This is a genomic window from Mesorhizobium sp. M0563, assembly GCF_040321065.1.
Classification (GTDB): domain Bacteria; phylum Pseudomonadota; class Alphaproteobacteria; order Rhizobiales; family Rhizobiaceae; genus Mesorhizobium.
Genome location: NZ_JAMYQV010000001.1, coordinates 330,057 through 343,208 on the forward strand (window position 1 = coordinate 330,057; position 13,152 = coordinate 343,208).

Annotated in this window: 12 protein-coding genes and 1 pseudogene; 8 read left to right on the forward strand and 5 right to left on the reverse strand. The window is 63.8% G+C overall.

What is annotated here, in order from left to right; genetic code table 11:
- Nucleotides 1-49: 49 nt before the first annotated feature.
- From NKI50_RS01550 to NKI50_RS01560, 3 genes are read right to left on the reverse strand one after another with little or no spacing between them, the layout of a single operon-like run.
- Nucleotides 50-1,336: an energy transducer TonB family protein gene (locus NKI50_RS01550; protein ID WP_352495976.1), complete on the reverse strand. Its 1,287-nt coding sequence runs from the start codon at nucleotides 1,334-1,336 to the stop codon at nucleotides 50-52.
- Between the two features lie 47 nt (nucleotides 1,337-1,383).
- Nucleotides 1,384-1,797, reverse strand: a complete 414-nt coding sequence (locus NKI50_RS01555) for a hypothetical protein (protein ID WP_352495977.1) — start codon at nucleotides 1,795-1,797, stop codon at nucleotides 1,384-1,386.
- Nucleotides 1,798-1,799: 2 nt separating this feature from the next.
- Nucleotides 1,800-3,947, reverse strand: coding sequence for a TonB-dependent hemoglobin/transferrin/lactoferrin family receptor (locus tag NKI50_RS01560; protein ID WP_352495989.1), 2,148 nt, complete (start codon nucleotides 3,945-3,947; stop codon nucleotides 1,800-1,802).
- A gap of 288 nt (nucleotides 3,948-4,235) precedes the next feature.
- On the opposite strand from NKI50_RS01560, the gene hemP reads away from it, so the two are divergent.
- The 5 genes and pseudogenes from hemP to NKI50_RS01585 all read left to right on the forward strand — a co-directional run bounded on the left by hemP (nucleotide 4,236) and on the right by NKI50_RS01585 (nucleotide 8,333).
- On the forward strand, nucleotides 4,236-4,442 hold the full coding sequence (gene hemP / locus NKI50_RS01565; RefSeq protein WP_352495978.1) for a hemin uptake protein HemP: 207 nt from the start codon (nucleotides 4,236-4,238) through the stop codon (nucleotides 4,440-4,442).
- 9 nt (nucleotides 4,443-4,451) lie between these two features.
- Nucleotides 4,452-5,513 (forward strand): hemin-degrading factor, encoded by a 1,062-nt coding sequence (locus NKI50_RS01570; protein WP_352640447.1) that lies wholly within the window; start codon nucleotides 4,452-4,454, stop codon nucleotides 5,511-5,513.
- A 10-nt stretch (nucleotides 5,514-5,523) separates the two neighbouring features.
- Nucleotides 5,524-6,426, forward strand: a complete 903-nt coding sequence (locus NKI50_RS01575) for a heme/hemin ABC transporter substrate-binding protein (protein ID WP_352715295.1) — start codon at nucleotides 5,524-5,526, stop codon at nucleotides 6,424-6,426.
- Between the two features lie 5 nt (nucleotides 6,427-6,431).
- Nucleotides 6,432-7,534 (forward strand): annotated as a pseudogene (locus NKI50_RS01580) (FecCD family ABC transporter permease).
- A gap of 10 nt (nucleotides 7,535-7,544) precedes the next feature.
- Nucleotides 7,545-8,333 carry a heme ABC transporter ATP-binding protein gene (locus NKI50_RS01585; protein WP_023720009.1) on the forward strand — a complete coding sequence of 263 codons (789 nt, stop codon included), beginning with the start codon at nucleotides 7,545-7,547 and terminating at the stop codon, nucleotides 8,331-8,333.
- A 13-nt stretch (nucleotides 8,334-8,346) separates the two neighbouring features.
- On the opposite strand, the gene rirA is transcribed toward NKI50_RS01585, so the two are convergent.
- Nucleotides 8,347-8,808: an iron-responsive transcriptional regulator RirA gene (rirA, locus tag NKI50_RS01590; RefSeq protein ID WP_023720010.1), complete on the reverse strand. Its 462-nt coding sequence runs from the start codon at nucleotides 8,806-8,808 to the stop codon at nucleotides 8,347-8,349.
- 191 nt (nucleotides 8,809-8,999) lie between these two features.
- Here rirA and NKI50_RS01595 point away from each other — a divergent pair, with 191 nt between their 5' ends.
- The 3 genes from NKI50_RS01595 (at nucleotide 9,000) to NKI50_RS01605 (ending at nucleotide 11,453) form a co-directional block, all read left to right on the forward strand.
- Complete coding sequence (locus NKI50_RS01595) at nucleotides 9,000-10,304, forward strand: DUF445 domain-containing protein (protein ID WP_023720011.1); 1,305 nt, start codon at nucleotides 9,000-9,002, stop codon at nucleotides 10,302-10,304.
- An 84-nt stretch (nucleotides 10,305-10,388) separates the two neighbouring features.
- Nucleotides 10,389-10,817 carry a phasin family protein gene (locus tag NKI50_RS01600; RefSeq protein WP_023720012.1) on the forward strand — a complete coding sequence of 143 codons (429 nt, stop codon included), beginning with the start codon at nucleotides 10,389-10,391 and terminating at the stop codon, nucleotides 10,815-10,817.
- A 138-nt stretch (nucleotides 10,818-10,955) separates the two neighbouring features.
- Nucleotides 10,956-11,453 carry a MaoC family dehydratase gene (locus NKI50_RS01605; RefSeq protein WP_023720013.1) on the forward strand — a complete coding sequence of 166 codons (498 nt, stop codon included), beginning with the start codon at nucleotides 10,956-10,958 and terminating at the stop codon, nucleotides 11,451-11,453.
- A 245-nt stretch (nucleotides 11,454-11,698) separates the two neighbouring features.
- Here NKI50_RS01605 and NKI50_RS01610 read toward each other — a convergent pair whose 3' ends face one another.
- Nucleotides 11,699-13,102, reverse strand: coding sequence for an aminotransferase-like domain-containing protein (locus NKI50_RS01610; RefSeq protein ID WP_352643871.1), 1,404 nt, complete (start codon nucleotides 13,100-13,102; stop codon nucleotides 11,699-11,701).
- Nucleotides 13,103-13,152: the final 50 nt, after the last annotated feature.

Genomic DNA, 13,152 nt, shown 5'->3' on the forward strand with positions numbered 1-13,152 from the left:
GCTCGCTCATCGCGGGCAGGGCGGCGCCGACTCTGCGTGGGGACGGTCGCTACCTGATACCGAGCGGCACCTCGAACTGCCAGGCCGAGCGACCGGCTCCGTCTGGAATCGGGGGAAACGGAGAAGCCCGGCGGACCGCGTCGAGAGCGGCCTTGTCCAGCGCGGCAACGCCTGAACTGCCCGTCAGCCTGGCCGACCGGACGCTGCCGTTCGAACCGACGGTAAAGGCAACCGTGGCTGTGCCCGTGGCGCGCGTGCGTGTCGAATTGAAGGCCCGCACCAGCTTTGATCGGATCTTGCCGGGGTAGTTTGTGACGGCTGCATTGCCGATGCCGGACTTGCCGCCCCTGCTGGCAGTCAGGATCTTGCCGTCCTTCTTGCCGTCGGCCGTGCCGCGCGCGACATCCATTTCGTCACGGCCGCCGGAGCCGGTCTTTTTCTTCTTGGAATCGGCTTTGGCAAGTGCCTTGCCCGCCTTCTTGCGCGAGACCGGCTTTTCAGGCTCGTTTGGTTCGGCTTTCCTGGCCGGCTTGTTCTTTGCGGTTGCCTTCTTCGGCTGCTTGGGCTTCGGCCTTTCCGGCTTCGGTTCTTCCGCCGCGACGACGGTCTCGACCGTCTGAACCGTTTCGGCCGGCGCCGGGTCGGCTGGTGCCGGAGCACTCGTCTCGGCAGGATCGGCCCTTTCGACCGTGCTGACTGGCGGCGGCACGGCATTGTCGTCAGTGGGCACCAGCCTGTCGGTCGCGAGAATGTCGGGCGATGGATCCGGGCGCGCCGGCTCGACAGGCTGGGCAGGCGCGGGCTCGGGGCGATCGGCAAGAGGAGCAGTCTCCGTGACGGCCTCGCTAACCGGCTCGACCACATCTTTTTCCGATGCTTCCGCCACATCGGTGACCGGCTGGAGCGCCTCCTCTGCCGCGGTTGCCTGTGCCTCGACCGTTTCGACGGGCTTGGCGTCGAGCATGGTCACCATCGTTACGTTGGTCACTTCCGGGTCGTCTCCGACATCGCCGGCCGCCTGCTGCGGATCGGCGCCGAGCAGCATTTCGCCTTGCTGGTCGGCACCTTCGATGCTTGGCCTGTCGTCCGGCAGGGTGAGAAAGGCCAGCGCCACCGCTGCGTGAAATGCGCAAGAGCAGGCGATCGCCACCGTCCAGTTGTGGCGCCGCTGCATCTGTCGTGCCTGCCGCAATGGCTCCGCCGGCACCGCAGTCAATTCGCCGTCGGCATCGGCGATGCAACTGTCTTCCGGTCTGTCGCGCGGCGAAACATGCAGCACCCCGCGAGGGATGGCGAAATCGGGATCGTCCGGTTCCGGCGGCAGGAAACCGGCCAATGGCCACGCCAGGGTGTTTCGGGCGAATGCCGGTTCCAGTCCCAAATTCAGACCCCGAAGGCGATGCCGGTCCTGGTCTGCGTCTTCAGCCCGCGCATGCAGGCATTCGGCTCAGCGCCGGCGCATTCCGTGGCGCTGTTGATCAACACGCGGCTGACCTTGCCGCAATCGGTGCCGGCAAGGTCGAAACGCGTCACCTTGGTCTTGCCTGCAGGCAGCAGCCGGTCGACGACGCCGGCCTCGTTGAACAACGCGATCTCGAACGCCGCCTTGGAAAGACCGGCGCCGAGATTGTTGGTGACCACGAAGGTTAGGCGGCAGCCCTTGTCGGATGGCTGCGCGCCGTTCAGCTCGAGGATCAGCGCCGGCGCTTGCTGCTGTGTCCATGCCGGAGCCGCCGCAAGCGACATAGCCACCGCCGCGGCCAACAGACGAAGGGATGCTGTCACGCCTTGCCTCATCGTCAGCCTCCAAACCGCATGGTCGCCGCCAGCTTCAGGGTGACGCCGGGCTCGTAGACGATACTCGTGGTCGACGCGTTCAGTGGGTTGGCGTATTTGACGTCGAACAGATTGTCGGCGCGGAAATCGACCTTGAAATTGTCGGTCGCCTGGTAGCTGGCGAAGGCATTGACCAGCGTATAGTCCTTGGCCACCGCGTTGCCCTGCGGCTTGCCGTTGTATTGCACCTCGCCGCCGACAGTCAGCCTGTCCTCGAGGAAGCGAAAGCCGAGTTGCCCGGTGACCTGGGAGGAGGGGACGGTGACAAGGTCCGCCCGCTCGCCTTCATAGGAAATCGTGTGGCCATCGGTGAACGACGCCGAAAGCCCGGCAAAGCCCCAGGCTGCGTCATAGACGCCCTCCATCTCGAAGCCGTGGATCTTGGCCTTGGCGAAATTCTGATACTGGAAGCAGATCGGGATGCCCGGACCGAACGGGCAGCCGCTGGTCGGGTCGAACGCCGATAGCGTCACGCCGTCGATGTAATCGTCGACATTGTTGTTGAAATAGGCCGCCTTCAGCCGCAGCGCGTCGTCGGCCTCGATGACGCCGTTGGTGCTGTAGTTGACGCCAAACTCCACGGTCTTGCCGGTTTCGGGCTTGAGATTGGGATTGGGGAGGAACGGGAAGCTGACGCCTGCCGGATGATTGCCGCTGATCAGGGTCTCCGATAGCGAAGGGGAACGGTAGCCTTCTGCGTAAGTGCCGTAGAATTGCAGGCCGGAAAGGCTGGCGCTTGCGAAGGGCGAAATGCCCACTGTGATGCGTGGCGACAGCCGGTCGCCAGAGGTTTCGCCGACATCGCTGTCTAGCTTGTAGCTGTCGTAACGCAGCCCGGCGATGACCTCGAGCCAGTCCCAGGTGAGCTTGTCCTGGACGTATGCGCCGGAGACGTTTCTATCGCCCGAGGGCGTGTAGAAACTGTCGCCGCCCGCCGTGCCGCCTGTCTCGACATCGTCGCCAACCCAGTCGCCGCCATAGGTCAGCTCATGCGCGATCCCAACGGTCTCGAATCTCGACGTGTTCCAGATGTCGATGCCGGAGGTGCCGATGTCGAACATCGATTTCGAACCCGCCGGCAAAACCACGGGCAGACCGGTGACCGGATCAAACCGGTTTTGCGCCACAAGGGTCGTCAGATCGAGCTTGGTCTTGTTGTAAGAGGCGTTGATGTGGAGATCGAGCCAGCTCTTGTCTTCGTCGGTGATGTTGTAGCGGGCCGTGAAGGTATTCGCCTTCAGGTCGGCGTCGTTCACCGGCGCGCTGCCGCTGGTCTCGGTCCATCCGTCGTTCGAGCCGATCCAACCGAGCTTCAGCTCGCTGTTTTCGCTGGGGCGGATGGTCGTCTTGAGGAGGCCGCTCAAGACGTCGAAGCCAGTGCCCGCTACAGTGTCGCCGCCGCCATGCTTGTAGTCGTCATAGTCGCGGTAGACGATGTTGCCGAGCACGTCCCAGTTCTCGTTTATCCGGTAGGCGCCGGTGGCGCTGGTGGTCCAGCCTTCACCGTTGGTTTCGTAACGCCCGGTCGCGGATGCCGCCCAGGTCTCGTCGGGCTTGAGGAAATCCTGAGCATCCTTGGTATCGAAAAAGACGACGCCGCCGATCGCCCCGGAGCCGTAGGTATTGGCGACCGGACCGCGGATCACGTCGACGGATTTGATCAATTCGGGATCGATGTAGAAGGTCGATTGCGTGCCGTGATCCGAGCGCTGGAAATTCTGGCGGGCACCGTCGACGATGACGGAGACGCGGCCGAAGTCCTGCAGGCCGCGGATGTTGATGCTGGAGCTGACACGCCTTGCGTCGGCCTGGACGGCGACACCCGGCACACCGAACAGCATGTCGTTGGGCGTCGTCGCCATGCGGCGCTCTAGCTGTTCCTCGTCGACATGGCTGGCTGAAGCAAGCGACTCGATCGCCGTCTCGCCGGTGCGGCTGAGGATCAGGATCTTGTCGAGCAGCGTGGCACCCGCCGGGGCGGGCTTTGCCTGTTCTGGCGGTTGAGACGGGTCAGTCTGCTGCTGGTCGGCTGCCGGTTGGGCAGCCTGCTGGGCGCCGGCCGGTGCGGCGAGCAGCGGGATCGCCGCCGCGCCGGCCAGCAACGCGGCCATTTTGCTTGCCGTCGACCCCACTTTCCTTACCGTCGACCAGTGTGCCAGTCCGCTGCCCGCCGGCCGTCCCCAATTCGCCAACCCCATGCTGCAACTCCAAGAATCCATGTTCGATGCTGGCTGGCTTGGGGCTCGCTGGCATTTTTCATCGCGTCCGGCGTCTTAAATGTTGACTCATTTACTCCGGTATTGCACTGCTAGATAACATGACTATTCGAGTCAAGAATTGAATCGGCATTTCACGCAGGCGCCGAGCCAGATGCCCGGCACAGAACAGGGAGCGAACCCATGAACACGCACAATCCCAGCGACTTTCGCCATCGCGTCCGCCGTTCCGACGAAAATTCCGTCCGTTTCGAACGGGTCCAATCGGCCGTGAGAACGCTGTCCAGCAACACGCTGTTCCAGGGCGAGCACGAGATCGGCATCGAACATCACGGTGCGCTGTATCGGCTGAAGATCACCCGGCAGGGCAAGCTCATCCTCAACAAGTAGGTGGTGGAAATGGACCAGCGCGTAAAACCCGCCCCGCACGAGATCCGACGGGCACGGGTAGACAATCCGAAAATGCGCGAGCGCGACCTCGCCGCCCAACTCGGTATTTCGGAGGCCGAACTGGTCGCCGCGCATTGCGGCGACGGGGTCGTGCGGGTCGAGCCGCGTGTCAACGACCTTTTGACTGGTCTCGAAGCTGTCGGTGAGGTGATGGCGCTGACCCGCAACGAAAGCGCGGTGCACGAGAAGATCGGCGTCTACGACAAGGTCGTCACCGGCAATCACAATGCCATGGTGCTCGGCGAAGACATCGACCTGCGCATCTTCCCGAAAGTCTGGGCGCACGGCTTTGCGGTGGAAAAGCGCGACGGCGCCGACATCCGACGCAGCCTGCAGTTCTTCGACGCCGCAGGCGAGGCGATGCACAAGGTGCATCTCAGGCCCGCATCCAACCTCTACGCCTATCAGAAGCTGGTGGCCGGGCTGGAATCTCCGAACCAGGAACCGACGGTGGCGATTTCAGCGGGCGCGGCTGACGACGAGATCGAGACTGTGGACAATTCGGCCAGCGTCGAGGATCTGCGCGACCGCTGGAGCCAACTAACCGACGTGCATCAGTTCTTCGGCATGCTGAAGACACTGAAGCTCAGCCGCCGGCAGGCGGTGCGCTTGGTCGGCCAGGATTATGCCTGGCTGGTCGATAACGATGCGGTGAGCGCCATGTTCAACCACGCCGCCGCTGGCGCCATGCCGATCATGTGCTTTGTCGGCAATCGCGGCTGCATCCAGATCCATTCCGGCCCCGTCGCCTCGATCAAGCCGATGGGACCATGGCTCAATGTGCTCGACGAGACCTTCCATCTGCACCTGCGGACCGACCACATCGATGAGGTCTGGGCCGTGCGTAAGCCGACCAAGGACGGCCATGTCACGTCGCTCGAAGTCTATGGCACCGACGGCAAGATGATCATCCAGTTCTTCGGTAAGCGGCATGAGGGCGAAAGCGAGCGCGAAGACTGGCGCTTTCTGGCCGAAAACCTGCCGCGTATCCCAAGCCCGACCGCAGCCTGAGGAAACGATGATGGCTCTTTTCTCCAGGCTGGTCTCCAGGTCGGCGCTTGGTCCTGCGGCCGCTGTTTTCCTGGCGTTCGCCGTGCTGATGCCGGCTCAGGCCGCCGAAGGCATCGCGACTTTTGCCGACCGCTCGAGGATCGTGGCCATCGGCGGCTCGATCACCGAGATCGTCTACGCGCTCGGCGAACAGGATCGCCTTGTCGCGCGCGATTCGACCAGCCGCTATCCGCAAGCGGCGGCGGAACTGCCGGATGTCGGCTACATGCGCCAGCTGTCGCCGGAGGGTGTGCTGTCGGTCAATCCGTCGGGTATATTGGCCCTGCACGGAAGCGGACCGAAGGAAGCCGTCGACGTGCTGAAGAAATCGAGCATCCCGTTCATCGAGGTGCCCGAGCGCTATGATAATCAAGGCATTCTGGAAAAGATCCACATCGTCGGCAAGGCGCTCGGCGTCGAGGCCAAGGCCGATGCCCTGGCAGCCCAGATCGACGCCAAGCTGAAGGCAGCCGAAAAGCAGACCGCCTCGATCAAGGAGCGCAAGCGCATCCTGTTCGTGCTGTCGATGCAGGGCGGCAAGCTGCTTGCCGCCGGCAGCGACACCGCAGCCGACGGCATCATCAAGCTTGCGGGCGGCATCAACACCATCGACGGCTTTGCCGGCTACAAGCAATTGTCGGACGAGGCAGTCATCACCGCTAGGCCGGACGTGATCCTGATGATGAACAATGCCGGACCGGCCACCGCGGATGACGAATTGTTTTCGAACCCTGTCGTGGCTTCGACGCCGGCGGGTGCCGCCCGCAAGCTGATCCGCATGGACGGCGGCTATCTGCTCGGCTTCGGCCCGCGCACGGCCGACGCTATCCACGATCTCGCCGTCTCGCTCTATGGCGGCCAGGTCACGGATTGAGCGCGATGGCCGATCATTCGATCGCTGATGCGGCGGGCATCATGGCGACGGCAGCCGAGGGTGACCGTTCGCGGCGCGCCCGCCTCGTCATCGTGCTGCTCTGCGTCGGGCTGGCTATCGCCGTGCTGTTGTCACTGACCTCCGGCGCATCCGATGCCTCGGCCATCGGCGTCATGCACGACTGGCTGTTCGGCGCGTTGCCCGGCGACGCGGCATTGAGCGCCCGCGACCATGTGATCATCCATGACATCCGTCTGCCGCGCGTCATTCTGGGCGTACTGGTCGGCGCATCGCTTGCCGTCTCCGGTGCCGTCAGCAGGGTTTGTTCCGCAATCCGCTGGCCGACCCCGGCCTGATCGGCGTTTCGGCCGGATCGAGCCTCGGTGCGGTCGCCGTCATCGTGCTTGGCTCGACCATGCTGGCGCCGCTGACCTCGGCGCTCGGCACGCTGGCTCTGCCGCTGGCTGCGTTCTGCGGCGGGCTGGCGACGACATTGCTGCTCTATCAGGTCGCGACACGGCAAGGCCGGACCTCGGTCGCCACCATGCTGCTCGCCGGCATCGCGCTGGCGGCGCTTGCCATGGCGCTGACCGGCATCCTGATCTTCATGGCCGACGACCGGCAATTGCGCGACCTGACCTTTTGGCAGCTCGGCTCGCTGGGCGGCGCAACCTGGCAAAAAATCGGCTCCGTCGGGCCGATCATCGTGCTGGCGCTGGCGGCAATGCCGTTCCTGGCGCGCGGCCTCAACGCGCTGGCGCTTGGCGAGGCGACGGCCGGCCATCTCGGCATTCCGGTGCAGCGGCTGAAATACACCGCGATCGTCGGCGTCTCGGCAGCGGTCGGCGCGTCGGTCGCCGTCAGCGGCGGCATCGGTTTTGTCGGCATCGTCGTGCCGCATTTGCTGCGCCTGCTGATCGGCCCCGACAACCGTTACCTGCTGCCGGCATCGGCGCTGCTCGGCGCCGCGCTGCTGCTGTTGGCTGACGCCGTTGCCCGCACCATCGTTGCCCCGGCCGAATTGCCGATTGGGATCGTCACCGCGGTCGCCGGTGCCCCGTTCTTCCTGTGGATCCTGCTGCGCAAGCGCGGCGTCATCGACCTGTGAAAGTTTGCCTATGATCGAAGCGCGCGATGTCTCGGTGGCGATCGGCGGCAAGCGCATTGTCGCCAATGTCGATTTCGAGGCGCGGCCGGGCGAAATCGCGGCCATTGTCGGCCCCAACGGTTCGGGCAAGACGACCTTCCTCAGAGCACTGTCGGGCGATCTTGGCTATTCGGGAGAGGTCACCATCAACGGCCGCAATCTATCGGCGATGAAGCCGGTCGAGGCGGCGACGGTGCGCGCGGTGCTGCCGCAGGCGACGACGCTGTCCTTCCCGTTCACTGTGCGTGAGATCGTCAGGCTGGGCCTGGTCGGCGGGCGCTCCGGCGCGCTGCCCGGCGAGGACCAGCGCCTGCCCGAACGCGCGCTGGCGCGCGTCGACCTCGACGGTTTTGCCGGCCGCTTCTACCAGGAATTGTCCGGCGGCGAGCAGCAGCGCGTGCAGCTTGCCCGCGTACTCTGCCAGGTCTGGGCGCCGGTGCTCGACGGCAAGCCGCGCTATTTGTTCCTCGATGAGCCGGTGTCCAGCCTCGACATCAAACACCAGCTGATCATCATGGACATCGCGCGTGATTTCGCCAGACGGGGCGGCGGCGTGGTCGCCATCCTGCACGACCTCAATTTGACGGCGATGTATGCCGACCGGATTTTCGTCATGCATCGCGGCAGGCTCGCCGCTACAGGTTCGCCGCAACAGGTACTCAGCGACGAGCTGATCGAAAAGGTCTTCGATTGCCGGCTGAAGGTCGGCGTGTTGCCGGCAGGAAACATGCCGTTCGTTTTGCCGCAATCGGCAGCTTAGGCAATCAGAAAAATCAGGCGGCCGGCGCCCGTTGCACCAGCATGTCGATGCCGAGCAGGTGTCGCACATTCGGGCGCGCCGCCACCAGATCGGCGATCGTGTAGCGCGACAGCACGGCGAAGAAGGCGTTGAGCGCTTCGCGCAATGCCGAATTCAAGGCGCAGCTGTCGACCAGCGGGCATTCGGCGGCGTCGTTCTCGAAGCACTCGGCCATGGCAAAGCTTTCCTCCGTCACCCGCACGACATCGAACAGGCTGATCGTTTCGGCCGCGCGACCGAGCCTGACGCCGCCATTCCTGCCGCGCACCGTTTCGATCAAGCCGTTTTCGACCAGTGGCTGCAGGATCTTGAACAGGAAAAGTTCCGATACCGAATAGGCGGCGGCGATCTCGGGGATGCGGCTCAGCCGTTCGGTATTGGCGGCGCAATACATCAGAATGCGCATGGCGTAGTTGGTCTGACGGGTAAGCCGCATTGTGTCCTCACATAGCAGTGGTTGGGGTCAATATGGCCTATAGTTTGGAACAATTCCAGACTGGCGCTGCATAATAGATGAATTCAGGCGTCAAGTTTGCATGCGCGATTGCGCGCACCGGGATCAGCGGCGCGCTTTCTGTGGGAAGCGACATTAGATAAGTTCGCATGATCGATCAGGAGCGGCCCACCATGTCACGACCAGCCCCGGTTCTTGCATCCGTCGCGTTCGCCCGGTTCGACACCGACGCCGATGCCAAGCTTTCGGCGCTCAGGCGCACCAAGTTCGCTGCCACTGCAGCACTTGCGTTTTGCGTGCTGATCTTTGCGGCGGCGAAATCGTTCGAGAGCCGGCATGCGTGGTTGGGCTTTGTTGCCGCTTTCGCCGAGGCAGCGACGATCGGCGGGCTGGCCGACTGGTATGCGGTGGTAGCGCTGTTTCGGCGGCCACTCGGCCTGCCGATCCCGCATACGGCTATCATCCCGGAGAACCAGAACCGAATCGCCGACAATCTCGGCCGCTTCATCGAGGTCAATTTCCTGGCGCCGGAGCCGGTGCGCGAAAAGCTCGCCGAAGTCGATTTTTCCGCGCTGGTCGCGGACTGGCTGGCCGACCCGAACCGCGCCGCCGACCTGTCGCGTTTTGTCGGCCGGCTGGTGCCGCAGACGCTGGCGGCGGTCGAGCAATCCGGACTGCGCGGCTTCGTCACCAGCCGTATGCTGGAGCAGATCGAAAAGGTGCCGCTGGCGCCGCTCGCCGCCGAGTTGCTGTCGGCGCTGACTGACGATCGCCGCCACCAGAAACTATTCGACGAGTTCACCAAGGTGGTCGGCCGCTTCTTGAGCGACGAGCAGGCGCTGGCGACGATGCGCGAGAAGATCCGCGAGGAACTGCCGTCGCTGTTCAACCTGTTTCGCGCCGACGCCTATCTGTTGAAGAAGATCGTTGCGTCGGCCGGCTCGCTGCTCGATGAAGTGCGCGCCGATCCGCACCATCCAATGCGCGCCGAATTCGACCTTTTCGTCGCGACTTTCGTCGAGCGGCTGAGGACATCCAAACAATATGCCAGGCGCGCCGAAAAGCTGAAGCGAGATTTCCTCGCCCGGCCGGAACTCAGCGCTCTGGCCGGCGACATGTGGGAGAGCCTGCGGCTGTTCATCGAGCAGGACGCCAAGGCGCCGAATTCGATGATCCGCGACCATCTCGCCACCATGTTCGTCGAGGTCGGCCGCCATCTTGCCGACGACGCGCAGATCAGGGCCGACATGAACCAGGGGTTCATCGTGGCGCTGGCATCCTTCGTCGAAAGCCAGAAGAGCGGCGTGTCCAAATTCATCGCCGACCAGGTCAAGCGCTGGGACCTCGCGCAACTGACAAGGCTGATCGAGATGAACATCGGCAAGGACCTGCAATATATCCGCTTCAACGGCATGATCATCGGTGGCCTTGCCGGGCTCGTGCTCTACACCGCCGAACGGCTGTTTCTCGTCGGCTGACCTCGTCCGAATGGACCGCTGAGCTTCGCTGCACTATCTTCCGTGCAGTGGCGGCGTTCACGGCAACAGGGGGAGAGTACCAGCATGGCAAAACGACCGGATTCCGAGTCCTTTATCGACATGTTCGGCAAGTTCGGCCGCGACCTGAAGCTGCCGAATGTCGATGTCGAGGCGATCCTCGCCCACCACGCCAAGAACCTGGAAGCGCTGGAGAAGTCGGCCAGGGCGAGTGCCGCCGGAGCGTCGGCGCTGTTGTCCAGGCAACGCGAGATGCTACAGGACACGCTGCGCGAAATCACCGACATGGCACAAAACTACAGGGCGCCCGGCAATCCCCAGGAAATGATGCAGAAGCAGGCGGCGTTCGCCAGGAGATCCTTCGAGACCGCGCTGAAGAATGCCGGCGAGATGGCCGAACTGGCGAGGGCGTCCGGCACCGAATCCATCGAAATCCTGCGCAGCCGCATCAAGGAGGCGATGGAGGAGATCCGCGCCGGCCACGACAAGAAATAAGCTGTTCCCCAGCAGCACGCTTGCCGGCGGCGAAGACTGGCGGTTCGCGGCCGAAGATTATGGGCTGGAATCGCACTGGCGAATTGACAGGGGCGGCCCGTCGTGGTCCGGAACAGGCAAGCGATCGGGAAAGCAGGAATGACGCAGATACGGCCCACGACGCCGCCGACCTTCGAGCAACTCAGGGCGATGGCCGGGCAGGAATTAGGCGTCTCGGACTGGACGCTGGTCGATCAGCACCGCATCGACCAGTTTGCCGAATGCACGGGCGATCATCAATGGATCCATGTCGATCCCGAGCGGGCGAAGCGGCAAAGCCCGTTTCGCACCACGATCGCGCATGGCTATCTGACCCTGTCGATCATCGGCGCGCTGGCGCTTGAGATGGGCATCGTACCCGAAAACACGCAGGCCGCTTTCAACTACGGTTTCGACAAAGTGCGTTTCGTGGCGCCAGTCAGGGTCGGCTCGCGAATCAGGCTGCGCACCACGCTGTTGTCGATGGAAGACAAAGGCCCGGGGCAATATCTGATGAAGGCTTCCAATACGGTCGAGATCGAAGGCGAGCAGAGGCCGGCGCTGACCGCCGAGACGCTCGTCATGCTTTACGCACGCCGCAAGCGGGCCGGCACCTGAGAGACCGTTTGGAAACTCTACTCTGGCGGCCATCTGATCGCGTTTTCTGCGCTTCCGGCCTTCGCCGGCCGAAGCACCGATCAGCGGTCGTGGCAGTTAAGGCTACGGCCGGCGTAGGCCGGTGCTCACGGACCTAAATGTCCGCTGCGCTCCGGTTCTCGAAACCACCACCATATGACTCGCCAGAGCGAATTTCGAAACAGTCTCCGAGGACACGGGCTCAGACAGGCGTGCGGCGGTGCAAATCAGCGCGACATCGCCTGTTCAAGCGCCCTGAAAATCCGGTCGTCTCCGGACTGGGCGACGTTGAAGCGCATGAAACGGCTGGCCGACCGAGACAGGCTGAACGCATTGCCGGGCGCAAGCACGACGTTGGCCGACAAAGCGTGACGGGCGACATCCGCGGCATCTATCCCCTCCGGCAGCCTGCACCACAAAAACATGCCGGCCGGCTGATCTATCCATGGCACGATGCCGATGGCCTTCAGGCGGGCGCTGGTTTCTTCCACGGCGCGCGAGAGCCGCGCGCGCAGCAGATCGACGTGCTTGCGATAGAGGCCGTCCTTCAGCAGCGTCAGCACCAGTTCGGATGCAAGCCGCCCGCTGCCAAAGGACGTGGCGATCTTGAGATCGGTCAATCCTTCCATCCAGTCGCGAGGAGCGGCGATGAAGCCGCAGCGCACCGATGCCGAAAGCGTCTTGGAGAAGCTTCCGATATGGATGACCCGGCTGAGACCGTCGAAGGCCGCCAGCCGGGGCGCGGGCGTATGTTCGAAATCGGCGAAGATATCGTCCTCGATAATCGTCAGCCCCGACTGGTCGGCGAGCTTCAGCAGCCGATGGGCGGCGACGGGCGACAATATCGCGCCGGTCGGATTGTGGAGCGCGGAATTGGTGATGTAGAGGCGCGGCCGGTGCTCGTTCAGCGCTTGCGCGAACAGCTCGATGTCCGGCCCCGAGCGTGTGTAGGGAACGCTGATCACCTTGGCCCGATGGGCGCGCAACAGGGCATGGAAGTTGAAATAGCAGGGATCGTCGACCAACACGGTGTCACCCGGTTCGAGCAGAAACCTACACAGCAGGTCGATCGCCTGGGTGCCCGATTCCGTCAGCATGATCTGGTCCGGGGAGGCTTCGATACCGTGCTCGGCCATGCGCCGCGCCAGCAGATGGCGCAGCGCCGGCAAGCCGAGCGGCGTGCCGTAATCGGTCAGCGCGGCATCGTCGGCGCGGGCCATGGTCCGCAGTGCGCGGCGCAATCCGGCCCCGGGCATCCATGCGGCCGGCAACCAGCCGCAACCGGGTTTGAGCACATTGTCGCCAGCTTCCAGCGATTGGCGCGAGACCCACAGCGGGTCGACAGCACGGTCAAGCCTGGGGCCGATCTCGGCCAGTGACAGCGGAGCCAGCGATCCGGCGGCATAGAAACCCGAGCCCGGCCGCGAGCGGATCATGCCTTCCGCCGCAAGACGCTCATAGGCTTCGACCACGGTGGATTTGGAAACCTGCATGGCCTTGGCGAAAGCCCGGATCGAAGGCAGCCGCATTCCCGGTGTCAGGCTGCGCGCGGCGATCCTGTGCCTGATCGTCGCCATGACGGTTTCGACAAGCGTCCGGCTGCCCTCATCTGTTGTCGTCTGCTCGTCCATCCGTACTGCTCAGCCTACCATGACGGTTTTGTCGAACTGTACCTCATTGT